This is a genomic window from Allosphingosinicella sp., from assembly GCF_059502505.1.
Genome location: NZ_JCACEU010000013.1, coordinates 20,806 through 45,977 on the forward strand (window position 1 = coordinate 20,806; position 25,172 = coordinate 45,977).

General features: G+C 67.2%; 23 protein-coding genes. 12 read left to right on the plus strand and 11 right to left on the minus strand.

The window, feature by feature from the left end; translation table 11 throughout:
* Position 1 precedes the first annotated feature (1 nt).
* Positions 2 to 346, minus strand: a complete 345-nt coding sequence (locus AC5JBD_RS01410) for a hypothetical protein (protein WP_495719972.1) — start codon at positions 344 to 346, stop codon at positions 2 to 4.
* A gap of 191 nt (positions 347 to 537) precedes the next feature.
* Between AC5JBD_RS01410 and AC5JBD_RS01415 the strand changes: the two genes are divergently transcribed.
* Positions 538 to 3,084, plus strand: coding sequence for a M10 family metallopeptidase (locus AC5JBD_RS01415; protein WP_495719973.1), 2,547 nt, complete (start codon positions 538 to 540; stop codon positions 3,082 to 3,084).
* Positions 3,085 to 3,141: 57 nt separating this feature from the next.
* Here the strand turns inward: AC5JBD_RS01415 and hutH are convergent, their stop codons facing one another.
* Together hutH and hutU are read right to left on the minus strand one after the other, a co-directional pair.
* Positions 3,142 to 4,647, minus strand: a complete 1,506-nt coding sequence (gene hutH, locus AC5JBD_RS01420; RefSeq protein WP_495719974.1) for a histidine ammonia-lyase — start codon at positions 4,645 to 4,647, stop codon at positions 3,142 to 3,144.
* The gene (gene hutU, locus AC5JBD_RS01425; protein ID WP_495719975.1) at positions 4,644 to 6,305 is read right to left on the minus strand and encodes a urocanate hydratase; all 1,662 of its coding nucleotides are present in this window, start codon (positions 6,303 to 6,305) and stop codon (positions 4,644 to 4,646) included. The genes hutH and hutU overlap by 4 nt, the downstream gene beginning before the upstream one ends.
* Before the next feature lie 97 nt (positions 6,306 to 6,402).
* On the opposite strand from hutU, the gene AC5JBD_RS01430 reads away from it, so the two are divergent.
* Positions 6,403 to 7,563, plus strand: a complete 1,161-nt coding sequence (locus AC5JBD_RS01430) for a PQQ-dependent sugar dehydrogenase (protein ID WP_495719976.1) — start codon at positions 6,403 to 6,405, stop codon at positions 7,561 to 7,563.
* Here the strand turns inward: AC5JBD_RS01430 and hutI are convergent.
* Positions 7,560 to 8,765, minus strand: coding sequence for an imidazolonepropionase (gene hutI, locus AC5JBD_RS01435; RefSeq protein ID WP_495719977.1), 1,206 nt, complete (start codon positions 8,763 to 8,765; stop codon positions 7,560 to 7,562). The genes AC5JBD_RS01430 and hutI overlap by 4 nt on opposite strands.
* Positions 8,766 to 8,802: 37 nt before the next feature.
* On the opposite strand from hutI, the gene AC5JBD_RS01440 reads away from it, so the two are divergent.
* Positions 8,803 to 9,678 carry an arginase family protein gene (locus AC5JBD_RS01440; RefSeq protein ID WP_495719978.1) on the plus strand — a complete coding sequence of 292 codons (876 nt, stop codon included), beginning with the start codon at positions 8,803 to 8,805 and terminating at the stop codon, positions 9,676 to 9,678.
* 41 nt (positions 9,679 to 9,719) lie between these two features.
* On the opposite strand, the gene AC5JBD_RS01445 is transcribed toward AC5JBD_RS01440, so the two are convergent.
* Both AC5JBD_RS01445 and AC5JBD_RS01450 read right to left on the minus strand, forming a co-directional pair.
* Positions 9,720 to 11,378, minus strand: coding sequence for a flotillin family protein (locus tag AC5JBD_RS01445; protein ID WP_495720100.1), 1,659 nt, complete (start codon positions 11,376 to 11,378; stop codon positions 9,720 to 9,722).
* 27 nt (positions 11,379 to 11,405) lie between these two features.
* A complete protein-coding gene (locus AC5JBD_RS01450) occupies positions 11,406 to 12,038 on the minus strand; it encodes a YqiJ family protein (protein WP_495719979.1) in 633 nt (210 codons plus the stop codon).
* A gap of 159 nt (positions 12,039 to 12,197) precedes the next feature.
* On the opposite strand from AC5JBD_RS01450, the gene AC5JBD_RS01455 reads away from it, so the two are divergent.
* Positions 12,198 to 12,686 (plus strand): flavin reductase family protein, encoded by a 489-nt coding sequence (locus tag AC5JBD_RS01455; protein WP_495719980.1) that lies wholly within the window; start codon positions 12,198 to 12,200, stop codon positions 12,684 to 12,686.
* On the opposite strand, the gene AC5JBD_RS01460 is transcribed toward AC5JBD_RS01455, so the two are convergent.
* The 4 genes from AC5JBD_RS01460 to AC5JBD_RS01475 are packed head-to-tail and all read right to left on the minus strand — an operon-like array spanning position 12,683 to position 16,109.
* Positions 12,683 to 13,789 carry an inositol-3-phosphate synthase gene (locus AC5JBD_RS01460; RefSeq protein ID WP_495719981.1) on the minus strand — a complete coding sequence of 369 codons (1,107 nt, stop codon included), beginning with the start codon at positions 13,787 to 13,789 and terminating at the stop codon, positions 12,683 to 12,685. The genes AC5JBD_RS01455 and AC5JBD_RS01460 overlap by 4 nt on opposite strands.
* The gene (locus tag AC5JBD_RS01465) at positions 13,786 to 14,703 is read right to left on the minus strand and encodes a beta-xylosidase (protein ID WP_495719982.1); all 918 of its coding nucleotides are present in this window, start codon (positions 14,701 to 14,703) and stop codon (positions 13,786 to 13,788) included. The genes AC5JBD_RS01460 and AC5JBD_RS01465 overlap by 4 nt, the downstream gene beginning before the upstream one ends.
* Positions 14,704 to 14,706: 3 nt before the next feature.
* The gene (locus AC5JBD_RS01470) at positions 14,707 to 15,513 is read right to left on the minus strand and encodes a TIGR04290 family methyltransferase (RefSeq protein WP_495719983.1); all 807 of its coding nucleotides are present in this window, start codon (positions 15,511 to 15,513) and stop codon (positions 14,707 to 14,709) included.
* The gene (locus AC5JBD_RS01475; RefSeq protein ID WP_495719984.1) at positions 15,510 to 16,109 is read right to left on the minus strand and encodes a histidine phosphatase family protein; all 600 of its coding nucleotides are present in this window, start codon (positions 16,107 to 16,109) and stop codon (positions 15,510 to 15,512) included. The genes AC5JBD_RS01470 and AC5JBD_RS01475 overlap by 4 nt, the downstream gene beginning before the upstream one ends.
* Before the next feature lie 213 nt (positions 16,110 to 16,322).
* Between AC5JBD_RS01475 and AC5JBD_RS01480 the strand changes: the two genes are divergently transcribed.
* The 7 genes from AC5JBD_RS01480 (at position 16,323) to AC5JBD_RS01510 (ending at position 24,024) form a co-directional block, all read left to right on the plus strand.
* Complete coding sequence (locus tag AC5JBD_RS01480; protein WP_495719985.1) at positions 16,323 to 17,438, plus strand: NAD-dependent epimerase/dehydratase family protein; 1,116 nt, start codon at positions 16,323 to 16,325, stop codon at positions 17,436 to 17,438.
* Positions 17,435 to 18,520, plus strand: a complete 1,086-nt coding sequence (locus tag AC5JBD_RS01485) for an SDR family NAD(P)-dependent oxidoreductase (protein WP_495719986.1) — start codon at positions 17,435 to 17,437, stop codon at positions 18,518 to 18,520. The genes AC5JBD_RS01480 and AC5JBD_RS01485 overlap by 4 nt, the downstream gene beginning before the upstream one ends.
* A gap of 28 nt (positions 18,521 to 18,548) precedes the next feature.
* Entirely contained in the window at positions 18,549 to 19,616 is a 1,068-nt protein-coding gene (locus tag AC5JBD_RS01490; protein ID WP_495719987.1) for a glycosyltransferase family 4 protein, read from the plus strand.
* A complete protein-coding gene (locus AC5JBD_RS01495) occupies positions 19,613 to 20,722 on the plus strand; it encodes a CgeB family protein (protein WP_495719988.1) in 1,110 nt (369 codons plus the stop codon). Before AC5JBD_RS01490 ends, AC5JBD_RS01495 begins: the two co-directional genes overlap by 4 nt.
* Complete coding sequence (locus AC5JBD_RS01500) at positions 20,719 to 21,804, plus strand: CgeB family protein (RefSeq protein WP_495719989.1); 1,086 nt, start codon at positions 20,719 to 20,721, stop codon at positions 21,802 to 21,804. The genes AC5JBD_RS01495 and AC5JBD_RS01500 overlap by 4 nt, the downstream gene beginning before the upstream one ends.
* Complete coding sequence (locus AC5JBD_RS01505) at positions 21,801 to 22,868, plus strand: CgeB family protein (RefSeq protein ID WP_495719990.1); 1,068 nt, start codon at positions 21,801 to 21,803, stop codon at positions 22,866 to 22,868. The genes AC5JBD_RS01500 and AC5JBD_RS01505 overlap by 4 nt, the downstream gene beginning before the upstream one ends.
* A 67-nt stretch (positions 22,869 to 22,935) precedes the next feature.
* Positions 22,936 to 24,024, plus strand: coding sequence for a UDP-glucuronic acid decarboxylase family protein (locus tag AC5JBD_RS01510; protein WP_495719991.1), 1,089 nt, complete (start codon positions 22,936 to 22,938; stop codon positions 24,022 to 24,024).
* 1 nt (position 24,025) lies between these two features.
* Here the strand turns inward: AC5JBD_RS01510 and AC5JBD_RS01515 are convergent, their stop codons facing one another.
* Positions 24,026 to 24,448 (minus strand): VOC family protein, encoded by a 423-nt coding sequence (locus tag AC5JBD_RS01515; RefSeq protein ID WP_495719992.1) that lies wholly within the window; start codon positions 24,446 to 24,448, stop codon positions 24,026 to 24,028.
* A gap of 111 nt (positions 24,449 to 24,559) precedes the next feature.
* Here AC5JBD_RS01515 and AC5JBD_RS01520 point away from each other — a divergent pair, with 111 nt between their 5' ends.
* Complete coding sequence (locus AC5JBD_RS01520) at positions 24,560 to 25,135, plus strand: DUF4142 domain-containing protein (protein WP_495719993.1); 576 nt, start codon at positions 24,560 to 24,562, stop codon at positions 25,133 to 25,135.
* Positions 25,136 to 25,172: the final 37 nt, after the last annotated feature.

Genomic DNA, 25,172 nt, shown 5'->3' on the forward strand with positions numbered 1-25,172 from the left:
GTCAGGACTTGAAACCGTATTTCTCGAGCAGTTGCTCGCGAGTGTAGATTGGCGCCTTCTTGCCCGGGGCGCGACGGGTAACCCGCTCGTACACGCGGCCGGGCTTGATCTCCCGATACCAGGGCGTGTCGTACTCGCCCGCCGTTTTCAAAAAGGCGAGATATTCATCGAGCGTGGCGAATGACTGCTCGCCGGCGAACGGAAGGCCGCGGACCCGATCGTCAGCTGCGCTTGAAGGCGTCACGTGTTTCTCCACTGGAACCTGCGTCACCCGCTGCTCCGCCTCGATCCAGTTCGAACAGGAAGCGCAGGCGGCGAGGATGAGCCATGCGAACAGCTTAGTCACCCGAACTCACCCTTTCTGAAAGGATGAACCTAGCACGGCCTGCGGCGGGCCGCCAAACATGGTTGCTGAATCCTTATCGCAACGCCTTGAATTCGTGTAGCCTCTCCGCTTTCGCGACGTCCGCGACTCGCACCTTTGGAGGGGATCACATGTTTCATCAGCAATTCGCCGCATCCGCGGAGCGTGAGTTTGTGACCGATTACCGGGGCTGCGGCTGCCCGGTCTGTAAGGTCAGCGGCAAGTCGCCGATGTCGGAGACGGCGTTCGGCATCGTCGACACCATCCCCGCCAATCCGAGCACGACCGCAACCGTAGCCGCGGGCGGAACCTTGACCGCCTTCATCAGCCCCTCCAACGACGTCGATGTCATTGGCCTGGATGTCGTCGCCGGCCAGACCTATTCGGTCACGCTTCGCGGCAGCGGCGAGCAGCCGATCTTCGATCCGTTCCTGATCATCTACAACAATGTCGGCCAGATGATCGCCTATGACGATGACGGCGGCGCCGGCATCAGCTCGTTGATCAACTTCACCGCAACCGCCACCGGCACCTATTTCATCAGCGCCGAGGCGTTCACCAACCCGGGCCAGCCCGCCGAGGCCGGCCAATATGATCTCGACGTGCGGCTGGTACCGGCGGTCGATACGGTCGCCCCGATCCCCGACGCCTCGAACCCGACCCTGACGGTCGGTGAAACCTATTTCGGTTCTACCGAGACGAGCGGCGATGCCGACATGTATGTGGTCACGCTCGAGGCGGGCAAGACCTACAGCTTCGAGACGGCCGGCGGCTATGACTACAACACCGTCGGGACCACCGGCATCCCGGCTGGTCGCGAGGTCGACACGCGCCTGGCCCTGTTCGACGAGGACGGCAATCTGGTCGCCTTCAACGACGACCTGAACGGCTCCGACTGGAGCTCCGGCTTCAGCTATTTCGCGTCGGAAACGGGCAGCTATTATCTGCGCGTATTCCCCTATGCCGGCTCAATCGGCGGCTACACGGTCGACGTAAACGAGATCGAGATCGACTTCACCGCCGATCCGCTCGACTCGATCGACTGGGGCACTCAGCTCGACGGCAACGTGGTCACCGTCTATTTCGCCAAGGCTGGCGAGAGCTTCGGAGGATCGGGCGAGTCACTCGGCTGGAGCGACTATGAGATCTCGCGCGCCATGGCCGCGCTCGAGACCTATGAGAATATCGCCGACCTCGAATTCGTCATCACCAACGACGCATCGAACGCGACGTTCAAGATGGTGACGGTCGAGAGCGACGACTTCCTCGGCCGTTTCGGCCCGCCGAACACCGGCGCCTTTTCCGGGGTGGGCGAGTTCGCCGTCAACGGCGACGGCTGGGACGACGAGGGCGGTCTTGAACAGGGAGGCTTCGGCTTCGTCACCCTGGTTCATGAAATCGGCCACGGCCTCGGCCTCGCCCACCCGCACGATACGGGCGGCGACTCGACCGTGATGGAGGGCGTGTTCGGCGCCTTCTACAGCTTTGGCGTCTTCAACCTGAACCAGGGCGTCTACACGACGATGTCCTACAATACCGGCTGGCAAACCCAGCCGGGCGTGCCGTTCGGCAACCCGCCGTCATTCGAGCTCACCTACGCTTCGGAAGGTGGGCCCAGCGCGTTCGACATCGCTCTCATTCAGCGCAAATACGGCGCCAACACCACCCGCAACTCCGGCAATGACACCTACGTCCTGCCGACCCAGAACGCGCCGGGCACCTTCTTCGCGACCATCTGGGACACGGGCGGCACTGATCTCATCGTCCACAACGGCTCGGACGACGCGATCATCGATCTCACCGCGGCGACGCTCGACTATACGCCGACCGGCGGCGGCGTCGTTTCCTATGTCGACGGCATCTATGGCGGCTTCACCATCGCCAACGGCGTGGTGATCGAGAATGCCAGCGGCGGCAGCGGCGACGACCTGTTGGTCGGCAATGCGGCCGACAACGTCCTCAAGGGCAATGCCGGCAACGACGTGCTGATCGGCCGCGACGGCAAGGACACGCTCGACGGCGGCGCCGGCTTCGACACCGCGAGCTATGTCGGCTCGGCGGCCGGCGTCACGATATCGATGGGCAACAATTTCACCGGCTCCGGCCAAGGCGACCGCCTGATCTCGATCGAGAAGGTCGAGGGCAGCGAGCATAATGACGTGCTCAACGGCGGGAACAGCGCCGATACGCTCTCCGGTCTTGGCGGCGACGACAGGATCTCGGGCGGCAACGCGGCCGATACGATAGACGGCGGCGACGGCAACGACACGCTCGACGGCGGCAACGACAATGATCGCATCCACGGCGGCGCCGGCAACGACCGGGTCGACGGCGGCAACGGCAATGACGTGCTGACCGGCGGCGACGGCAACGACACGATCAAGGGCGGCAACGGCAACGACATCATCGGCGGCGGCGCCGGCGACGACCGGCTGGAGGGCGGCAACGGCAACGACATCTTCGTCTTCGGCGAGGACGGCGGCACCGACACGATCCTCGACTTCCGCCGCGGGGATGTGATCGACCTCAGCTCGCTGGTCGGCGTGGATCGCAGCGACGTCACCATCTCGGCCGGCCGGATCTTCATCGAGAACGGCGCCGACGACATCACCATCCTCGTCCAGGGCGACCGGGTGACGGACTCGGCACTGGTCTTCGCCGGCTCGGCGGGCCTGTCGCACGCGGCCGAGACGGCGCTGCAGAACGAACTGCTCGTCTGACGCACCGTTGGGGTTGAGAAGGGGCGTCCGGATCGCACGATCCGGGCGCCCTTTTCTTTAGCCGAGCAGCGGCTCGTCGGGCATGAAGGTGCCGTCCAGCACCGCCGCCTTGGCCCAGGCGAGCTCGTCGGCGAGGTAGCGGTCCGCATCGTAATGCGGGACGGCGCGCCGCACCGCCCGAACCACGCCGTCCAGGCGTGCGGAGGTGTGCAGGGGCGCGTGGAAGTCGATGCCCTGAACGGCCCCGAGCAGCTCGATGCCGATCACTCCGGCCGCGTTGCTGGCGATCGTCGCCGCCTTTCGCGCAGCGTGCGTTGCCATCGAGACATGGTCTTCCTGGCCGGCCGAGGTCGGGATGGAATCGACGCTGGCTGGAAAGGCGAGCGACTTGTTTTCGGAAACGAGGGCGGCGGCGGTGACCTGGGCGATCATGAAGCCGGAATTGACGCCGCTGTCCCTGACCAGGAAAGGCGGAAGGCCGCTCATCTTGGGGTCGAGCAGGACGGCGAGGCGGCGTTCCGAGATCGAGCCGACCTCGCACAGGGCCATCGCGAGCGTGTCGGCGGCGAAAGCGACCGGCTGGGCGTGGAAATTGCCGCCGGAGAGGGCTTCGTCGGCGTCGGGGAAGACGACCGGATTGTCGGTGACGGCGTTGGCCTCGATCTCGAGCGTCCGCGCGGCGTGGCGGAGGAGGTCGAGGCTGGCGCCCATCACCTGCGGCTGGCAGCGGAAGCTGTAGGGGTCCTGAACCTTCTCGCAGTCGACGTGGCTCGCGTTGATCGGGCTGCCTTCGAGCAGGCGCTTCAGCGCCGCGGCGACGGCGATCTGGCCGGGCTGGCCGCGGGCCTCGTGAATGCGCGGATCGAAGGCGGCGACGCTGCCCTTCAGCGCGTCGACCGAGAGAGCCCCGGCCAGCAGTGCGGCGTTGAACACGCGCTCGCCGGTAAACAATGCGTCGAGCGCGATCGCGGTGGAGATCTGGGTGCCGTTGATGAGGGCGAGGCCCTCCTTCGGCCCCAGCACCAGCGGCTCCAGCCCAAGCTGCGCCAGCGCGGCCGCAGCCGGCATCAGCTCGCCCCTGAGCGCGATCTGGCCCTCGCCGATCAGCGGGGCGCTCATATGAGCGAGCGGCGCGAGATCGCCCGAGGCGCCTACCGAACCCTGGGCGGGGATGACGGCTAGGGCGTCGGCTTCGAGCAGGACCAGCAGACGGTGGACCAGCATGCGCCGAACGCCGCTATGCCCGCGGGCGAGCCCGATCGCCTTCAGCGCCATGGCGAGGCGCGTGACGCGGGGGCTGAGAGCGTCGCCGAGGCCGCAGCTGTGCGAAAGGATCAGGTTGCGCTGCAGCTCCTGGAGGCGGTCATCGGCGATGCGCGTCTGGGCGAGCAGGCCGAAGCCGGTGTTGACGCCGTATACGGTGCGGCCGGAGGCGAGGATGCGGCCGACGCTCTCGGCGGCGGCGTCGATCGCCTCCCACGCAGACTGTTCAAGCTCGACGGGCGCCCCGTCCCAGATGTGGCGGAGCTCCGCCAGCGTGACCTTCCCAGGCTTCAGGATCATCGCGCCACCATCGGCAGGTCGAGGCCCTGCTCGCGGGCGCAGTCGATCGCGATGTCGTAGCCGGCGTCGGCATGGCGCATGACGCCGGTGCCCGGGTCGTTCCAGAGCACCCGCTCCAGCCGCCGCGCGGCCTCCGCCGTGCCGTCGGCGACGATCACCATGCCGGCATGCTGCGAATAGCCCATGCCGACGCCGCCGCCATGATGCAGCGACACCCAGGTCGCGCCGGACGCCGTGTTGAGCAGGGCGTTGAGGAGCGGCCAGTCCGACACCGCATCCGAGCCGTCCCGCATTGCCTCCGTCTCACGGTTGGGACTGGCGACGGAGCCGCTGTCGAGATGGTCGCGGCCGATCACGATCGGCGCCTTCAGCTCGCCCCGCGCCACCATCTCGTTGAAAGCCATACCGAGCCGGTGCCTTTGCCCCAGCCCCACCCAGCAGATCCGTGCCGGCAGCCCCTGGAAGGCGATCCGCTCGCGCGCCATGTCGAGCCAGCGGTGGAGATGGGGGTCGTCCGGGATCAACTCCTTCACCTTCGCGTCGGTGCGATAAATGTCCTCGGGATCACCGGAGAGCGCGCACCAGCGGAACGGCCCGACGCCGCGGCAGAAGAGTGGCCGGACATAGGCCGGCACGAAGCCGGGAAAGTCGAAGGCGTGGGTGACGCCCTCGTCCTTGGCGACCTGGCGGATATTGTTGCCATAGTCGAAGGTCGGCACGCCCTGCTCGCGGAAGGCAAGCATCGCCTCGACATGGACGGCCATGGAGGCGCGGGCGGCTTCTTCGACGGCCTTCGGATCACGCTCGCGCAGTTCAATCCACTTCTCGACGGTCCAGCCGATGGGCAGGTAGCCGTTTACAGGGTCGTGCGCGGAGGTCTGGTCGGTGAGCGCATCCGGTCGGATGCCGCGCCTCAACATCTCCGGCAGGATCTCGGCGGCGTTACCGAGCAGGCCGACCGAGGTCGGCTGATCCGCAGTGCGAATGATCTCCAGCGCCTCGTCGAGCGAGGTGGCGCGCCAGTCGAGATAGCGCGTCTCCAGCCGCTTCTCGATCCTGCTCTCCTGGCACTCGATCGCCAGGCAATGCGCCCCCGCCATCACCGCCGCGAGCGGCTGCGCACCGCCCATTCCCCCGAGCCCCGCGGTCAGGATCCAGCGACCCTTAAGGTCTCCGCCATAATGCTGACGCCCCATCTCGGCGAAGGTCTCGTAGGTGCCTTGCACGATCCCCTGGGTGCCGATGTAGATCCAGGAGCCGGCCGTCATCTGGCCGTACATCATGAGGCCCTTGCGATCGAGTTCGTGGAAATGCTCCCACGTCGCCCATTTCGGCACCAGGTTCGAATTGGCGATCAGCACCCGCGGCGCATCGCTGTGCGTCCGGAACACCCCGACCGGCTTGCCCGACTGGACGAGCAGGGTCTCGTCCTCCTCCAGCCGCTCCAGCGTTTCGACGATCTTGTCGAAGCTCTCCCAGTCGCGCGCCGCCCGGCCGATGCCGCCATAGACGACCAGCTCCTCCGGCGCCTCGGCGACCTGCGGGTCGAGATTGTTCTGAAGCATCCTGACCGCCGCCTCGGTGGTCCAGTGCTTCGCTTGCCTTTCCGGCCCGGTCCGCGCCCGGATGCGGCGGCTGTTGTCGCGTCGATTGGTCATGCCGGTGGCGCTATCGCGAGAGCGCCGCTGGTAGCAAGTAGGCTGTTCTTTCGGCCGCCTCTGGACTAGCCTCCCTGTAGGGATGGGGAGGTGCGCCATGATCATCGGAAGGGCGCTGCTGTGCGCCGCCATCCTGCTCCCCGGAGCGGCGGGCCCCGCACAGGAGCCGAGCAGCCGCGAGGCGGCGGTGGCGATCGATCGGGTCACGATCCCTCCCGTCGACCGGGTCGAGCTTTCCGTGGTGGCGCGGGGCCTCCGTCACCCCTGGTCTCTCGCATTCCTGCCCGATGACGCGATGCTGGTCACCGAAAGGTATGGGGGCTTGCGCCTCATCCGAGCTGGCCAGCCATCCGGCGCGCTGCTGGCGGGTGGCCCGCCGAACGTGCTCGCCCAGGCGGACAGCGGCTATCTCGATGTCGCCCTGGACCCGGACTTCGCCTCGAACCACTTCGTCTATCTCGCCTTCGTCGAAGGCACGGAGGCTGCGAACCGCAGGGCGATCTGGAAGGCGCGGCTCGACGGAGACCGCCTGCTGGACGGCCGGGTCATCTTCCGGGTCAACGTGCCGAAGAAGGGTCCTTCGCACCCGGGCGGGCGCCTGCTGTTCCTGCCCGACAAGAGCCTGCTGCTCAGTGTCGGCGACGGCTTCGATTATCGCGACGCTGCGCAGGACATGGCCTCGCATCTCGGCAAGCTGCTGCGTCTCACGCGCGACGGCGCCGCCGCACCCGGCAATCCCTTCATCGGCAAGCCGGGGGCCGCGCCCGAAATCTGGAGCAGCGGCCACCGCAACATCCAGGGTCTCACCCGCGACGCCGGCACCGGCGACGTCTGGGCGCACGAGCATGGCCCGCGCGGGGGCGACGAGATCAACCTGATCAAGCCCGGCCTCAATTATGGCTGGCCGGCGGTGAGCCACGGCATCGATTATGACGGGACGGTCATCACCGAACGCGCATTCGCCCCCGGCTTCGAGGCGTCGCGCTTCGTCTGGTCGCCGTCGATCGCGCCTTCGGGCTTGGCTCTCTATCGCGGCAGCCGCTTTCCCGACTGGACCGGCAGGTTCTTCGTCGGCGGCCTCGCCGCGCGGTCGCTGGTGCGACTGAGCGTCGGCCGCGACACCAACCTGCTCGTCGAGGAGGGACGGATGCTCGCCGGGCTTGGCGCCAGGATACGCGACGTACGGGAGGGCCCCGATGGCTATCTCTATCTGCTGACGGATGCCGAGGACGGCCAGCTGCTGCGGCTCGGCGGCTAGGCGTCCGCGCCGGCGACGATCCGCCGCTCCGGTCCCGGCAGGCCGATCCAGTAGCAGAGCTCGGCCGGCCGGCTCACTCGCCACACGCAGAGGTCTGCCGCCTTGCCGGCGCTGACGGTGCCGATTTCGTCGAGCAGGCCGAGGGCGCGGGCCCCTTCACGAGTCATGCCGGCGAGCGCTTCCTCCGGCGTCAGGCGGAAGAGGGTGCAGGCCATGCTCAACATGAGCGTCGGCGAGAGGATGGGGGAGGTGCCGGGGTTGCAGTCGGTAGCGACCGCCATCGGCACCTTGTGCCTGCGGAGCAGGTCGACCGGCGGCTTGTGGGTCTCGGAGAGGGCGTAGAAGGCGCCGGGGAGCAGCACCGCCACCATGCCCGCCGCCGCCATCGCCGCGACGCCAGCCCCGTCGACATGCTCGAGATGATCAGCGGAAAGGGCGCCGAATTCCGCCGCCAGCGCGGCCCCGTTGAGGTTGCTGAGCTGCTCCGCGTGCAGCTTCACCCGGAGACCGTGCCGCTGCGCCGCTTCGAAGAGGGCCCGCACTTCGGCCGGGGTGAAGCCGATGCCTTCGCAGAAGGCGTCGACGCTGGTCGCCAGGCCCGAGGCCGCCGGGAGGAGCTCTTCGAGGACGAGGCGCAGATAGTCCTCGCGGCGGCCCTTGTATTCGGCTGGAAGGGCGTGGAGTGCGAGCAGGGTGGGCACGACCCGCACCGGCTCGCTGGTGCCGAGCGCCTTCGCCGCATTGAGCATCCTGAGCTCACTCGCAGTGTCGAGGCCATAGCCGGACTTGATCTCGATCGTGGTGACGCCGCCGCGCATCAGCGCCTGGAGCCGCGCGCGCGCCGACGCGATCAGCTCGCCCGCCGAGGCGCCGCGGGTCGCCGTGACGGTCGAGGCGATGCCGCCCCCGGCGCGGGCGATCTCCTCATAGGTGGCGCCGTTGAGCCTTTGCTCGAACTCCGCGGCCCGATTGCCGCCGAAGACGAGGTGGGTGTGGCAGTCTACCAAGCCGGGCGTCACCCAGGCGCCGCCGAGCCTCTCGATGGACCGCGCCTGCATTCCTGCGAGCTCTACCCGCCGTCCAACGCGGATGATGCGGCCGTCCTGGATCGCGACGGCGCCGTCCTCGATTGTGCCGAACGGGGCAGCGACGGCCGGATCCATGGTGGCGATGTTGCAGTCGATCAGCAGCCGGTCCCACATGCTCGCCCTTTGGCACGAAGCCGCCTAAGGGCAAAGCATGAGCTGGCCCCGCATCACCGACCTCCTGGTCACCGATGGACCCGCCGACGTCGCCGTTCTCGGCGCGCCGATGAAGGAGAGGTCCGTCACTCCCGCCCGCTACGACCTCGCGCCCGATCTCATCCGCCAGACCCTCCGCCGTTTCAGCACGTACGACGTCGAGACGGGGCAGGAACTGGCGGCGCGGATCCGCGACCACGGCAACCTCCCCGTCGAGACGCTGACTCCGGAGCAGGGCTTCGAGCCGATCCGCGACGCTGCGCTTCGCTGCACCTCAGAGCATGACCTGACCCTGCTGCTTGGCGGCCACAACGGCGTCACGCGTCCAGCGGCCCACGGACTCGGCGTTCCACTGGACCAAGTCGGGCTCATCACCCTCGATGCGCATTTCGATCTTCGGGATACGGACGAGGGGCCGATGAACGGCAACCCGATCAGTTGTCTGCTGGAGGACGGTCTGCCTGGCGGCAACATCTGCCAGATCGGCCTCGCCCCCTACGCCAATTCGCCGAAGATGCACCGCGTCGCCAACGAAGCGGGGATCGGCGTCTACAGCATCTCCGACGTGAAGAGCCGCGGCGTGGTGCCGGTGCTGGAGGAGGCGCTCCAGCGGCTTAGCCACGTGTCGGCGATCATGATCGACTTCGACATCGACGTGATCGACCGCGCCCAATGTCCCGGCGCGCCCGGAGCGCGCCCGGGCGGCATGCCGGTAGACATGTTCTTCGCCGCCGGCCGCTACCTTGGCGCACAGGAGAAGGTGAAGCTGGTCGACCTCACCGAGTTCGATCCGGGGCTGGACGTCAGCGACATTACCGCGCTGACAGGAGGTCGCTGGGTGTGCGAGGTGCTGGCGGGGTTCTCATCACGCTAACGCATCGCGCCCTCTCCCGAGGGGGAGAGGGCTGATCGAGGTCAGGTCTTCGGAGCCTCTTCTGTGACAACGGTCACCACCGGCACGTCCACCGGCTTCGGGGCCGCGCCGGCGACGAGGTTCTCCAGCGTGGAGCCGTCGAACCCGAGCTCCTTCATGAGACCGTCGACGATCGGCGCCTGGGCGCGGTAGCGGAGCGCCGCCGACACGGCGCTGCTGGCCAGGTTCCCCTGTTCGGCCGTCGCTCCGTCCACGCCGGCAGCTCCCCCGCGGCCAGTCAGGCCATCGACCTGGACGATCTTGATGCTGTCGATCGCCTCCATCGGCTTGGCTGCCTCACGCACCACTTCCGGCAGCACCTTCAGCAAGGCGAGCTTGGTCTGCAGCGAGATCTGGTCGGACGAGAGCAGGTTCGCCGCCTCGTTGATCGCCCGCTGTCCGGCTGCCTCGACTTCGAAGCGCACCCGCGCGGCTTCTGCGCGAAGCTTCTCGGCCTCGGCCTCGCCCTCGGCGGCCAGCCGGGCCGCTTCGGCGCGGTCGGCGGCGGCCTGCTTGTCGGCGTCGGCCTGGACCTTGATGCCGATCGCGGCCCGCTCGGCCTCGCGCGAGGCGTCGATCAGCTCGATCCGCTTGGCGCGCTCGGCGATCTCGGTCTCGCGGGCGGTGCCGACCTGCTCCTCGGCGGCGACGGCAGCGGCGCGCGCCCTGTCGGCCTCGGCCTTGGCCTGGCTTTCCTCGCGGCTCTTATTCTGCACCGCGATCTGCTGCTCCTGGCGGGCGATCTCGATCGCCTGAGCCTGGGCGATCTTGGCCTGCTCGATCAGGCGATTGGCCTCGATCTGGCTGGCGTCGATCTGCTGCTTGGCTTCGATCCGCGCCTGCTCCGCCTCGCGCTGGCGAAGCGACTGCTCCTGCGCCACCTCGGCATGCTGGGCGGCGCGCCGCACCTCGACCTCGCGCTCCTGCTCAAGCCGGGCGAACTCGCTGTCGCGGGAGATCTCGAAGCTCTTGCGCTGCGCCTCGAGATTCTTCGCCTCGATCTGCACCCGCGTCTCCTGCTCGATGTCGTTGCGAGCCTTGCGGCGCAGCTCGATCTGCTCGGTGAGCTTGGTCAGACCCTCGGCGTCGAAGGCGTTGTTGGCGTTGAAATGGTCGATCGAGGTCTGGTCGAGACCTGTCAGCGATACTGACTCGAGCTCAAGACCGTTCATGGCGAGATCGGCGGACGAGACCTGCTGCACCTTCTGGACGAATTCGGAGCGCTGCTCGTGGAGCTGGTTCATCGTCATGCCGGCTGCGACCGACCGCAGCGCGTCGACGAACTTGCCCTCAATCAGCTCCTTCAGATGCTCCGGCTGCATGGTGCGAAGGCCGAGCGTCTGGGCGGCGATGGCGATGCTCTCGCGATCGGGGCGGACACGCACGTAGAATTCCGCCTTCACGTCGATCCTGAGGCGGTCCAGCGTGATCAGCGCGTCGTTGTTCTTGCGCTCGACGGCGAGGCGAACCGTGTTGAGGTTCACCGGCATCGTCTCGTGGAGCACGGGGAGCACCATCGCGCCGCCGTTGATCACCACCTTCTCGCCGCCGAAGCCGGTGCGGACGAAGCCGATCTCCTTGGTCGCGCGCTTGTACAGGCGCGTGACGATCAGGCCGATCGTGACGAGCGCGGCGAGGATGATCCCCGCGTAAATGGCCATCTGGACCATTGGATTGTCTCCCATTTGCTAGCTCCTGAATGCAGATTGCTGGTCGAGGCGCGGCAGCAATGCGTCGCCTTCGCCAAGGCCGATGAAGATGTCGCCTTCGCGGCGGACGAGAAGGACGGTCTCGCCCGCGGCGAGGCTCTGCTCGTCGTCATTGGGCTCGACCATCACATAGTGGGTCTGGCCATGGGCATCGCGGACCTGCGCCCGGGCCGGCGACCCGCGCCGGGCTACGCCCACCGTCACCGTCGCGCGCTTGGCGACAAGGCTGTCGAGGCTGACCGCAGTGGTCTCGTCGCTGGGCATGATCCGTGCGAGCCCGCGCGCGCCGACGCCCAGCAATGGCAGCGAGGCGACGAATGCGATTGGCGCCGCGAGCCAGGGCGAAAGGGGGGCGCCGATGAGAACGGCCGCGAGCTGCTGCAGGCTGATCCCGATCAGCCCGAACAGAGCCAGCAGGACGACGATCAGCATCAGCAGCGGCACCCGCCCGACACCGAGCCAACCGAGCAGGTCGGCGTCGCCATCGGCATGCATGTCGAGATGCGCCGCGCTCGCGCCAAGCCCGACCGCCTCCACCGCCCCGATCATCAGCATGAGTAGCAGCGCCACCGCGAACGGCAGATTTTCAGGCGCCATGAAAAAATCGAGCATCGTCCCCCGTCCCTGATTCGAAGCTAAGCCGGTTTGGCGAATTTCTTCAATGAAAATCGAGAGTTGCTGCTGCTCCTCCGGCTCCGTGCGTGGCGCCGGCAGACGCCGAAGCCGCGGCAGAGATTGCCTTTTTCGCCTTCGAGGCCCAGTTCAGCCGCGATGAACGATAGTCCCTCGGATCTCGGCCAAACCTTCCGCGAGGCGATGCGCCGGGTCGCTTCGACCGTGAACGTCATCACCATTTGCGTCGACGGGCAGCCGATGGGCATCACCGCCACCGCCATGTCGTCGCTGGCAATGGACCCGCCGAGCCTGCTGGTCTGCATCAACCGCACCGCCTCGCTCTACGGCTCGATCAAGGACGTGTCGCACTTCGCCGTGAACGTGCTCCACCGCGACCAGGAGCATCTCGCTCAGATGTTCGCAGACCGCAGCATGGCGGCAATGCGCTTCGCCAGCGGCTGGCATCTCGACTGCGACCGCCCGCCGCGCCTTGCCGACGCCCAGGCAAGCCTGCTCTGCCGCCGCACCGACCACCACCAGTTCGGCACCCACAGCATCTTCATCGGCGTGGTCGAAGACATCGTGGTGCGCGACGACGTGCACCCGCTCCTCTACCTCAACGGCAGTTACGGCAGCGCAGCCTAGCCGCGGATGAAGGCCTCGAGCGCCTCGCAGGCGGCGTCGTCGGTCATCTGCTCTGGCGGGTGCTTGCAGAAATAGGCCGAGGCAGGATGGATCGGGCCGCCGAGCCCGCGGTCCTTCGCCAGCTTGGCGCAGCGGATCATGTCGATCGCGACGCCGGCGCTGTTGGGCGAATCCTCCACCGAGAGGCGCAGCTCCAGGTTCATCGGCACGCCGCCGAACAGCTGCCCTTCCATGCGCAGGAAGCAGACCTTGTTGTCATTCTGCCAGGCGACATAGTCGCTCGGCCCGATATGGATGTTCTCCTCGTCGAGCCGGCGCTCGGCGACCGATTGCACGGCCTCGGTCTTCGAGATCTTCTTCGACTTGAGGCGGCTGCGCTCCTTCATGTTGAGGAAGTCGGTGTTGCCGCCGGTGTTGAGCTGGTACGTCCGATCGAGCCGCACGCCCCGCTTCTTGAAGAGGTCGGTGAGGACGCGGTGGACGATGGTCGCGCCGAGCTGCGCCTTGATGTCGTCGCCGATGATCGGGACCCGCGCTTCCTCGAAGCGCCTGGCCCAGGCCGGGTCGCTGGCGATGAAGACCGGGATGTTGTTGACGAATGCCACTCCCGCTTCGAGCGCGCATTCGGCGTAGAATTCGGTGGCCTGCTGGCTTCCGACGGGGAGGTAGTTGAGCAGCACGTCCGCCTGCGTCTCGCGGAGGGTCCGGACCACGTCCGCTTTCTCCGGCTCGGCCGCGTCGGCGAGCAGGAAAGTGCGGTCGTCCGGCGCTTCGGACATATGTTCGGCGACGCCGTCGAGCACCCGGCCCATCAGCACCTTCGCGCCCGAGGCCGGCACGTGGTCGCAGAACACCGCGGTGCAGTTCGGCCTGGCGAAGATCGCTTCGCCGACATCGCGCCCGACCTTGCGCCGGTCCACGTCCCAGGCGGCGACGAAGCGGATATCCTTGGGGCGGTACCCGCCGAGGTCCCAGTGCAGCAGCCCGATCTGCTCGTTGGCGCCGCCATTCTGGTAATGCGCGACGCCCTGGACGAGCGAGCTCGCGCAATTGCCGATGCCGACCATCGCCACGTTGATCGTGCGGGGATCGTGCAGGCTCATTCGGCCGCCACCTTCACCGCCTGGCGCGGCGCGTAGCGCTCGATCATCCGGGCGCAGAAATCGGCGAAATACATCGGGTCCTTCGGCGGGCTGGTATGGTGCGGCTGGATGCCTTCGCAATCCGGCGTGAAGCAGAAGGTGACGGTGGTGTCGAACTCGGCGAGCGCGTCCATCTGCCGGTCGAACCAGTTTTCCCAGCCGGGCCGGTAGCTGTCCCACCAGCTGAGGCCGGTTCGCAGCCGCTTCACGCCCAGCCGCCGCATCCACTGCACCGCATCGTCCAGCCGGTGATCCTCGAAATGGAACCACTGCATGATGCCCATTTCCGGTGTGTGCCGCGCGAAATGGTCGAGAGCGAGTTTCGGCGTCCCGTCCTCCTTGATGAGGCCCATGTAGAAATGGCGGTAATAGCTGGAGCCCTCGGCCTGCTTGTGCCGCGTGGTCGCTTCCCAGCTCTTCGGCAGGTCGAACAGCGAATACCAGTAGACGCGCGGCACCCGGCCGAGCAGCAGCTCGGCGGTGCGGTCGATGCCGAACACCTGCACCTCCTCGGCGCCGAAGCTGCCGACGCCGACCTCCGTCGCCCAGATCTCGTGATCGGGCGCGACCGCCTCGATCTCGGCGATCCGGTCGGGCCATTCGTTGATCGGCCACAGGTTCCAGTCGAGCGGGAAGCCGTGCACCGCGACCACGTCGACTTGGTCGAGCACGCCGTTGCCTTTGAGGCGGTTGATGAAATGCGGATCGATCGGCGAGATGCCGCCGAGCACGCGCCTCACCGCGGGGTTCACCGACTGGATCGCCTTGCCCGCTTCGATGACGGTCGTGGAAAAGATCGACCAGTCGGGGTCGAGCTCCGGGTCCCAATGCGACTTGTTGTTGGGCTCGTTCCAGATCATCGCCGCTTCGAGCAAAACCTATTTCCTCCCTGTTGCCGGGTAGACCGCGCCCGTCTCACCCCAGTTCGCATAGGGCATTTCCGCGACCCGGCAAATGTAGACCTCGTCTTCCGCTCTGGTTTCTATGGAGAATCCCGACGCGCGCAGCATCGCTTCCGCGCAGGCGCGGTTCGGAATCCACCAATTGGTCCAGTCATGCGCATATTCGCGCTCGACGAAATGAAGCTTGGGATAGCCCGGCTCGTCGAAATAAGCGGGAGGATCGAACGTCCCCGGCACATAGAAGGGATGGTCCTGCGGCACCTCGGCCACATCCTTGCTCCCGCGCTGCAGCGACTGAAAGATCAGGATGTCGCCGGCGACATGCTCCCGGATCAGGTCCAGCGCCAGCAGCGGGTGCCTGAGATGATAGAGCACGCCCATGAAGATGACGACGTCGAACCGCTCGCCCAGCGCCCCCACGTCGTAGACGGAGAGATTGCGGAACTCGATATTGTCGTAGCCGAGGGCCTCGCCCGCGAGCCGGGCTTGGGCGAGGTAGCGATCGTCGCTGTCGATGCCGAGCACGCGGTCGGCGCCGCGCCGCTTCATCTCCATCGAATAGAAGCCGGCGTTGCAGCCGATGTCGAGCACGCTCTTGCCCTTGAGGTCGGCGGGCAGGTGCTCGGCAAAGGCCTGGAACTTGAAGTTGGGATAATCGCCGAGGAAATGGTCGGGCGCCGTCCAGACGCCGCCGAGGTTCATGTTGTGGAACCAGGGGCCGAGCGCCTCGATGCGCTGGCGCAGTTCGTCTGTGTCCTGTTCTATCCGTCCGGCAAAGTTCACTGATAGAGCCTTTCGTTGACACTCATCACCCGCGCCCCCCAATTTCCGACGACGAGCCTGGAGACGGAGGCGGGGTCGATATCGAAGCGAAGCAGATTGTCGAGCGGCAGCCCGAGATAGTGAGCGATGACGCCGCGGATGATGTCGCAATGGCTGACGGCTGCGATCGACTGGTCCGAATGGTCGGCAGCGATTGCTTCGAGGCCGCCGACCGCCCGCGCGACCGCCTCCGCCATCGCCTCGCCTCCGGGGGGACGCGCGCTGCCGCGCTCGCTGTTCCAGATGTCCCACAAGGGATCGCCTTCGAGGTCGTCGAAGCTGCGTCCGGTCCAGTCCCCGAAATCCACCTCGTCCAGCGCATCTACGATACCAACACTCATCTCATGCTGCTCGGCGATCTGGCGCGCGGTATAATAAGCGCGCTCGCGCGGGCTCGAATAGACTGCGGCGATCGGCTCGACGCCGAGCAGGTCGGCGACGATCTCCGCTTGCTCCAGCCCTTCGCGGCTCAGCGACACATCCCGTCTCCTGCCGGTCAAGGTCCGGCCAAGCTCAACATGGGCTGCGTGACGGATAAGAAGGATGGTTGTGGTCACGCAGGAATTGGAACTGACATGTAACGACCTCGTTATCCCCTCAACCCGCCATTCCCCCGCGGGTTCCAGAGCGCCGCATTCGAGGCCGAACGGATCGGGTGCGGAACCAAGCGCATCGGGAATCATTAGGGGCAGAGATGAAGAAGATGATGATGAAGCAGCCGGCGGCGTCCTGCCGCGGCTCCATCCGCAAACCGCAACAGGGGGAAAGCATTGCCTGAGACGATTCTGATTACTGGCGGCGCCGGCTTCATCGGCCGCTTCGTCACGCGCGAGCTGCTGCAGCGCGGCCACCGGGTCCGCATCCTCGACAACCTGATCGAGCAGGTGCACGGCGACCGCGAGCGGCCGGAGGATCTAGCCGACGAGGTCGAGCTGATCCGTGCCGACGTCCGCAATGGCGATGCAGTGGCGAAAGCGCTCAAGGGCGTCGACAGCGTCATCCATCTCGCGGCCGAGGTCGGCGTCGGCCAATCCATGTATGCCGTGGAGCGCTATACCTCCGTCAACGATGTCGGCACCGCGGTGCTGTTCGAGAAGCTGATCGAACAGCCGGTCCGCCGGGTGGTCACCGCGTCCTCGATGAGCATCTACGGCGAGGGATTGTACGAGGATCAGGACGGCAAGCTGGTGCAGGACGCACGGCGGCAGGTGCGGACCAGCGAGAATGAGAGCTGGGATCCCCTTGATGCGCAGGGGCGACCGCTGAAGCCGGTCGCCACGCCCGAATGGAAGACGCCGGACCTCGCCTCCATCTACGCGCTCAACAAATATGTGCAGGAGCGCACGACCATGATCATGGCCGGCGCCTACGGCATGGAGGGCGTGTGCCTGCGCCTGTTCAACGTCTACGGCCCCGGACAGGCGCTTTCCAATCCCTATACCGGCGTCCTCGCCATCTTTGCGTCGCGCCTGCTCAACGGCCAGCAGCCGATGATCTACGAGGATGGCGAGCAACGCCGCGACTTCGTCTATGTCGGCGACGTCGCCCGCGCCTTCGCCGACGCGCTCGAGCTGCCGCAGGCGAACGGCCAGATCTTCAACATCGGCTCCGGCCACGACCGGTCAGTGACCGAGGTCGCGCAGGAGCTTGCCCGTGCGATGGGCAAGAACGACATCTCGCCCCAGATCGTCGGCAAGTCCCGCATCGGCGACATCCGCCACTGCTTCTGTGACGGCACCCGCGCCGCCGAGACCCTGAATTTCCGCGCGAGCAAGGACTTCCAGGAGGGACTTGCCGAGCTCGCCGAATGGGTTGCGGTCCAGACCGCCGACGATCGTGTCGAGCAGGCGCGGGCCGAGCTCGAGGCGAGGGGGCTGGTCGCGTGAGCGTCCCCGTGGGTCCTGCCGACACGCGGCCGGTGCTCGTCACCGGCGGTGCCGGCTTCATCGGCTGCAACATCGCCAACAAGCTGGCCGAGGACGGGCACGAGGTCCTGATCTACGACTCGCTCTCCCGGCCGGGCGTCGAAACCAACCTCGCCTGGCTCAAGGAGCGCCACCCCGGCCTGGTCACCAGCATCACGGCCGATATTCGCGACGAGGACGAGCTTGCCCGCGCCGCCCGCGACGTGAAGGCGGTGTTTCACATGGCGGCCCAGGTCGCGGTCACCACCAGCCTCGTCGATCCGCGCGAGGATTTCGAGATCAACCTCAAGGGCACGATCAACCTGCTGGATGCCGTGCGCCTTCGCGGCGAGCGGGTGCCGGTGATCTTCGCCTCGACCAACAAGGTCTATGGCGACCTCGCCGACATCGATTTCCACCTCGAGGGGGACCGCTATGTCCCTCAGGACCGGCACGTCCGCGACCACGGCATCGGCGAGGCGCGCCCGCTCGATTTCCATACGCCCTATGGCTGCTCGAAGGGCGCCGCGGATCAATATGTCCTCGATTACGCCCGCAGCTTCGGCCTGCCATCGGCAGTGATCCGGATGAGCTGCATCTACGGCGTCCGCCAGATGGGCACGGAGGACCAGGGCTGGGTCGCGCATTTCCTGATCCGCGCGCTCGAAGGCCAGCCGATCACCCTTTACGGCGACGGTCATCAGGTGCGCGACATCCTCGACGTCTCCAACGCGGTCGAGGCATACCTTGCCGCCTGGGAGAGCATCGATCGCATCAGCGGCCGTGCCTTCAACCTCGGAGGCGGACCCGCCAACGCTGTGAGCCTGCGCGAGTTGATCGCCCACATGTCGCAGCTGCTCGGCCGCGACATCGACGTCCGCTTCTCGGACTGGCGCGCCGGCGACCAGCGCTATTTCGTGGCCGACACGCGCGCTATCCGCGAGACGCTCGGCCTCTCGGCCGCCGTGCCCTGGAAGGAAGGCGTCGCCCGGCTGGCGGAGTGGCTGAGGGAATCGCGCGGCATCAACCGCGAGTTCGCCGCTCCGGCCCAGGTGGCGGTTTGATGCCCCTCCCTCAACGGAGGGAAGGCAGGTGAAGATCCTGCTGACCGCAGATGCCGTCGGTGGCGTCTGGCAATATGCGACCGACCTCGCGAAGGCCCTCGTTCCGCTCGGTGTGGAGCCGATCGTCGCGATCCTCGGTCCTTCGCCTTCGCCCGAGCAGCTCCGGGACGCGGCGGAGCTGAGGCTCATCGATACGGGCCTGCCGCTCGATTGGCTCGCCACGAAGGTGGAGGACGTCGCTGCCGCGGGGCAGGCAATCGCCGGCCTCGCCCGTGCCGAGGGAGCCGATATCGTCCAGCTCAACAGCCCGGCGCTGGCGGCGGGCACCCACTTCGACATGCCGGTCGTCGCCGTCTCCCACAGCTGCCTCGCCACCTGGTGGGACGCGGTGATCGGCGGGGAGCCGAGCGAGGATTTCCGCTGGCGTGCGCAACTCCACGGCCGGGGGCTCCATGCGGCGAATGCCGTCGTTACCCCCACTGCGGCTTTCGGCGAGATGACGCGCCGCGCCTACGGGCTTCGGGGGGCGCCGATCACGGTGCACAACGGCCGCTCGCCGCTGCCGCTGCCCGATGTCCCGCGGCAGCCATCGGCCTTCACCGCCGGCCGGCTCTGGGACAAGGGCAAGAATGTCGCCACCCTGGACAGGGCCGCTGCCGGGCTGGGCGTACCTCTCTACGCCGCCGGGCCTCTCCGTGGGCCGAATGGGGATCATCTCACCTTCGAACATATTCGCGCCGTCGGCTCCCTTTCCGAGCGGGAGATGGCCGAGCGTCTCGCGGCTCGCCCGGTCTTTGTGTCGGCGGCCTTGTACGAGCCGTTCGGCCTCGCTGTGCTCGAGGCCGCCGCTGCCGGTTGTCCGCTGGTCCTGTCGGATATCCCCACCTTCCGCGAGCTCTGGGACGGGGCGGCGACCTTCGTCGATCCGCGCGACCATGCCGGCTTCGCGGTCGCGATCACGCGCAGTCTCGGCGATGAGCGGATGGGCGCCGCCGCCTGCGAGAGAGCGGCACTCTTCACCCCCCGCTCCATGGCCGGCGCCATGCTCGACATCTACCGCGGCCTGGCTGGCGGGGAGGCGAGGGCGGCGGCATGAGGATCGTCTATTTCACCCATTCGCTGGCGAGCTGCTGGAATCACGGCAACGCCCATTTCCTCCGCGGCGTGCTTCGCGAGCTGATCGCGCAGGGCCACCACGTGACGGCATACGAGCCCGCCAGCGCGTGGAGCATGGAGAATCTGATCAAGGATCATGGCGAGGAGGGCCTCGAACCCTATCGCCAGGCTTATCCCGAACTCTCCTCCACCATGTTCGGCAAGCGCCCGCCGCTCGGCCGGATGCTCGATGGCGCGGACTTGGTCATTGTTCATGAGTGGAACGAACACGACCTCGTCGCGGCGATCGGCGAGCGGAGGAAGCGGGGCGGGCGGTTCACCTTGCTGTTCCACGACACCCATCACCGGGCCGTCAGTGAGCCGAAGGCGATGAAGGCCTATGACCTGTCCGGCTATGACGGCGTGCTCGCCTTCGGCGAGACGCTGGCGGAGGTCTATCGCCGCTGGGGCTGGGGTGGCCGGGTCTTCACCTGGCACGAAGCCGCGGACATCCGCCACTTCCACCCGCCGCAGGAGGAGGGCGAACGCTCAGGCCTAGTCTGGATCGGCAATTGGGGCGAGGGCGAGCGCACCAAGGAGCTGAAGGAGTTCCTCTTCCGCCCCGCGCGGGAGGCCGGCCTCGGCCTCGACATCTATGGCGTTCGCTATCACGAGACGGCCAAGAACACGGTCCGCCGCTATGGCGGCCGCTATCATGGCTGGCTCGCCAATGCCGAGGCGCCGAGGGTGTTCGCCCGCCACCTCGCGACGGTGCACGTGCCGCGCCGCTTCTACACCCGCATGCTGCCGGGCATCCCCACCATTCGCCCCTTCGAAGCGCTCGCCTGCGGCATCCCGCTATTGTCGGCGCCGTGGGAGGACAGCGAAGGCCTGTTCCGCGTCGGCCAGGATTTCCTGATGGTCTCCAGCGGCGAGGAAATGGCCGCGGCGATGAAGCGCCTGCGCGACGATGCGGACCTCCGCGCCTGGCTGGTGCGCAACGGGCTGGAGACGATCCGCGCCCGCCACACCTGCGCCCACCGGGCGGAGGAGCTCATGAATATCTATGCACGCCTCACGGCGGCGCCTCTCAAGGACGTTGCATGAAGATCGCCTTTTACGGATCAAGCCTGCTTTCCTCCTACTGGAACGGAGCCGCGACTTATTATCGCGGGCTGCTCCGCGATCTCGCCGGCCGCGGCTACGACATCACCTTCTACGAGCCCGACGCCTTCGACCGGCAGCAGCACAAGGACATGGACGCGCCGGAATGGGCGAAGTCCGTCGTCTATCCGGCCACGCCGGAGGCGCTGCGATCGGTGCTCGAGGAAGCGCGGAAGGCCGACGTCGTCGTCAAGGCGAGCGGCGTCGGCGTGTTCGACACAGAGCTGCTCGAAGGCATCGTCGCCCACAGTCGGCCCGGCGCGATGCGCATCTTCTGGGACGTCGATGCCGCCGCGACCCTGGACGAGATGCGCCAGGACGAAAGCCACGTCGTCCCCCGCATGCTGCCAGCGCTCGACATAGTCTTCACCTATGGCGGCGGCCCGCCCGTGGTGAACGCCTATGAGGGCTTCGGCGCCCGACGCTGTGTTCCCGTCTACAACGCGCTCGATCCCACCACGCATCACCCGGTAGAGCCGGACGCGCGTTTCGCCTCGGACCTCGCCTTTCTCGGCAACCGACTGCCCGATCGGGAAGCCAGGGTGGAGGAGTTCTTTCTCAAGGCCGCGTCATCACTCCCCGAGCACAGCTTCCTGATCGGCGGCAACGGCTGGGAGAGCAAAGGCATGCCGCAGAACGTGCGCCATCTCGGCCACGTCTACACCCACCAGCACAACGCCTTTAACTGCACCCCGCTTGCCGTCCTCAACGTCGCCCGCGACTCGATGGCGCATATCGGCTTCTCGCCCGCCACCCGCGTGTTCGAGGCGGCCGGCGCCGCCGCCTGCCTGATCACCGACGCCTGGGAGGGACTCGAGCAGTTCCTGAAGCCGGACGAGGAAGTGCTCGTCGCCCGCGACGGCAAGGACGTCGCCGAGCATGTCCGCTCGCTGACGCCGGAAAGGGCCGGCGCGATCGGCGAGGCCGCGCTCCGCCGCATCCTCGCCGAGCACACTTACGCTCATCGCGGCGAGCAGGTGGACGCGATCCTCCGGGCCGCGACCGATCAGCGGAGCGCGGCATGAAGCTGGTCGTGCTCGGCCTCAGCCTCTCCTCCTCCTGGGGGAACGGCCACGCGACGACCTTCCGCGCCTTGCTGAAGCAGTTCGCCGCCCGCGGCCACGACATCCTCTTCCTTGAACGCGACGTGCCTTGGTATGCGAGCCAGCGCGACCTCGCAGACCCGGATTATTGCCGACTCGAATTCTATACGGACCTCGAGGACCTGGAGCGCTGGCGCGGCCAGATCGCCCGGGCGGACGCGGTGATCGTCGGGTCCTATGTGCCGGAAGGCGTCGCCGTCGGCCGCTTCGTGCAGGAGCATGCGCGCGGCGTCACTGCCTTCTACGACATCGACACGCCGGTCACCCTCGCCAAGCTGGAGCGCGGCGACTTCGAATATCTCTCACCCGATATCATCCCCGGCTACGACGTCTATCTCTCCTTCACCGGCGGCCCGACGCTGCGCCACATCGAGCGCCGCTACGGCTCCCCCGCCGCCCGCGCACTCTATTGCTCGGTCGACCCAGAGGCCTATCCGCCGCTCGACGTACCGAAGCGATGGGACCTCTCCTATCTCGGTACCTACAGCCCGGACCGCCAGCCGACGCTGGAGCGCCTCCTCATCGAGCCCGCATGCCGGATGCCCGAGCGCCGCTTCGTCGTCGCCGGCCCGCAATATCCGACCGACATCGACTGGCCCGCCAATGTCGAGCGCATCGACCATTGCCCGCCGGCCGACCATGCCGAATTCTATTCCGCCTCGCGCTTCACGCTGAACGTGACCCGCGCCGACATGATCGCCGCCGGCTGGTCTCCGTCGGTCCGCCTGTTCGAGGCCGCCGCCTGTGCAGTGCCGGTGATCTCCGACCGGTGGGAGGGGATCGACAGCCTGTTCGTCCCCGGCCGGGAGATCCTCCTCGCCGACACCAGCGACGACGTGGTCCGGTTCCTCCTGGAGGATTCCGCGGCGATCGGCCGCGCCGCCCGCGCCCGCGTCATGAAGGGCCACATCGCCGCCGATCGTGCTGCCGAACTCGAGACCTACCTGCGCGAGGCCGCCAAGGCCCCGCTCCCCTTAACTGCTTAACCTGGATCAGCAGGATCGTTGCTGAGGTGAACCAAATCGAATCCGCCGAGTTGGACGAGAGACTTAGATGATGAAGATGAAGCCTGATGATAACGAAGGGGAGCGCTCAGTGAAGAACGGCAAGACGAAGACGGCGCTGGTTACGGGCGGCGCCGGGTTCATCGGCTCCCACCTCATCGATGCCCTGCTCGCCGAAGGGGCAAGCGTGGTCTGCGTCGACAATTACCTGACCGGCCGTGCCGCGAACCTCAGGCATCTCGAGAACGAAAGCCGCTTCGATTTCGTCGAGGCCGACGTCATCGATCGCCTGCCGCCGAAGGTGCGCCTCGGCAAGACGCGCTTTACCCACGTCTACCACCTCGCCTGCGCCGCATCGCCGCCCCATTACCAGGCGGATCCCGAGCACACGATGCTCACCTGCGTGCTGGGCACCCGCAACCTGCTCCGCTTCGCCGAGGAGCAGGAGGCGCGCTTCCTGCTCACCTCGACCAGCGAGGTCTATGGCGATCCCGAGATGCATCCGCAGCCGGAAGGGTATCGGGGCTGGGTCAATTGCACCGGGCCCCGCGCCTGCTATGACGAGGGCAAGCGCGCCGCCGAGACCCTCACCTTCGACTTCGCGCGCTCCGGTCGCGTCGACGTCCGCGTCGCCCGCATCTTCAACACCTACGGCCCGCGCATGCGCCACGACGATGGCCGCGTCGTCTCCAACGTAATCTGGCAGGCGCTGCACGGGGAGAACATCACCGTCTATGGCGACGGAACGCAGACCCGCAGCTTCTGCTACGTCAGCGACATGGTCGACGGCCTGATGCGGCTGATGGATTCGGAGCCCGCGCCCGGCGCTCCGGTGAATCTCGGCAACCCGCAGGAGCTCACCGTCAGCGACTTGGTCGCGCGCGTCCTCGCCCTGACCGGCTCGGGATCTGAGATCGTCCACCTGCCGCTGCCGATGGACGATCCCCGCCGCCGCCGCCCGGATATCGGCCGGGCGCAGTCGATCCTCGGCTGGGAACCGCGCGTCCAGCTCCAGCAGGGCCTCGAAGCCACCGCCGCATGGTTTGTCGAAGAGCAGCGTCAGGGAGGCCCGAGGCCGGCGAGCCGCCGCCCTGCCCCGGCACCTCGCGAGACCTTTACCGGCGTCGCCGCCGAGTAGGTCACTTCGCGAACAGATTCTCCGGCCGCGCCATCGCCTTGAGCTCGAGCGCGTTGCCGCTGGGATCCAGGAAGAACATTGTCGCCTGCTCCCCAGGCTGGCCCCTGAAGCGCACGTTCGGCGCGATCACGAACTCGGTTCCGGTCGCGCTCAGCCGGTCTGCCATCTCCTGCCACTGGTCCATCGCAAGCACAGCCCCGAAATGCGGCACCGGCACGTCGTGCCCATCGACCGGGTTATGGTGCCGCCGCGGCTCCATCCCTTCCGCCAGATGCGCGACGATCTGGTGGCCGAAGAAATCGAAGTCGATCCACGCGTCCGCACTCCGCCCCTCCGGGCAGCCGAGCAGGCCCCCGTAAAAGGCGCGCGCGGCTTCAAGGTCATGAACGGGGAAGGCGAGGTGGAAGGGGGGCAGCGTGCTCATTGCCACCCCTTAGCCCGAACCAACTGCTCCCGGAACGCCTGCCGTCATGGCTCGCGGGAACTGTTCGGCGGGGTGAGCCGTATCTCGGATGCATTGCCCAGGGAGACAGCCATGAAACTTCAGTTCCTGTTCGTAGGCGCCGCCGCACTGGTAGGCGGCTGCGCATCCTACGCCGACGAACCGCTTCCGCCCGAGCCGATGGAGGCGGCGGTGCCGGGCATGGCGGCGCCTGCCTATATCGAATCGGCGGCCAGCGGCGATCTGTTCGAGATCGAGTCGAGCCGGCTTGCGCTCAGCGTGTCGCAGAATCCCGAGGTCCGCTCGTTCGCGCAGATGATCATCAACGATCATACGCGCATGTCCAGCCAGCTGATGGCGGCCGCTCGAAGCTCGGGCATCAACCCGCCCCCGCCGCAGATGCTTCCGCATCATCAGGACATGCTGGCGCGCCTGCGCTCCGCCGCGCCCGGCGGCTTCGATGCTGCCTACAAGGCAGAGCAGATCGCCGCCCACCAGGAGGCGCTCACCCTCCACCGCACCTACGCCGAGGAGGGCGACGTGCCCGCTTTGCAAGCCGTGGCGTCGCAGGCAGTCCCGGCGATCGAGGCGCATCTCGCGCACGCGCAGCGCCTGCCGGAATGGGCGCCGCCTCCGCAGCCGCTGAACCCCGCCGGCGAGCGCGGCTGAGCCGGGATTCGGCTTGAGCGATAATTGGAGCGCGGCT

Coding starts and splice junctions, on each gene's coding strand:
- hutH (WP_495719974.1), bottom strand. CDS start 4,647: ATGATCCTGAAGCCTGGGAAGGTCACGCTGGCGGAGCTCCGCCACATC.
- hutU (WP_495719975.1), bottom strand. CDS start 6,305: ATGACCAATCGACGCGACAACAGCCGCCGCATCCGGGCGCGGACCGGG.
- AC5JBD_RS01430 (WP_495719976.1), top strand. CDS start 6,403: ATGATCATCGGAAGGGCGCTGCTGTGCGCCGCCATCCTGCTCCCCGGA.
- hutI (WP_495719977.1), bottom strand. CDS start 8,765: ATGTGGGACCGGCTGCTGATCGACTGCAACATCGCCACCATGGATCCG.
- AC5JBD_RS01440 (WP_495719978.1), top strand. CDS start 8,803: ATGAGCTGGCCCCGCATCACCGACCTCCTGGTCACCGATGGACCCGCC.
- AC5JBD_RS01445 (WP_495720100.1), bottom strand. CDS start 11,378: ATGGCCATTTACGCGGGGATCATCCTCGCCGCGCTCGTCACGATCGGC.
- AC5JBD_RS01450 (WP_495719979.1), bottom strand. CDS start 12,038: ATGCTCGATTTTTTCATGGCGCCTGAAAATCTGCCGTTCGCGGTGGCG.
- AC5JBD_RS01455 (WP_495719980.1), top strand. CDS start 12,198: ATGAACGATAGTCCCTCGGATCTCGGCCAAACCTTCCGCGAGGCGATG.
- AC5JBD_RS01460 (WP_495719981.1), bottom strand. CDS start 13,789: ATGAGCCTGCACGATCCCCGCACGATCAACGTGGCGATGGTCGGCATC.
- AC5JBD_RS01495 (WP_495719988.1), top strand. CDS start 19,613: ATGAGGATCGTCTATTTCACCCATTCGCTGGCGAGCTGCTGGAATCAC.
- AC5JBD_RS01500 (WP_495719989.1), top strand. CDS start 20,719: ATGAAGATCGCCTTTTACGGATCAAGCCTGCTTTCCTCCTACTGGAAC.
- AC5JBD_RS01505 (WP_495719990.1), top strand. CDS start 21,801: ATGAAGCTGGTCGTGCTCGGCCTCAGCCTCTCCTCCTCCTGGGGGAAC.
- AC5JBD_RS01510 (WP_495719991.1), top strand. CDS start 22,936: ATGATGAAGATGAAGCCTGATGATAACGAAGGGGAGCGCTCAGTGAAG.
- AC5JBD_RS01515 (WP_495719992.1), bottom strand. CDS start 24,448: ATGAGCACGCTGCCCCCCTTCCACCTCGCCTTCCCCGTTCATGACCTT.
- AC5JBD_RS01520 (WP_495719993.1), top strand. CDS start 24,560: ATGAAACTTCAGTTCCTGTTCGTAGGCGCCGCCGCACTGGTAGGCGGC.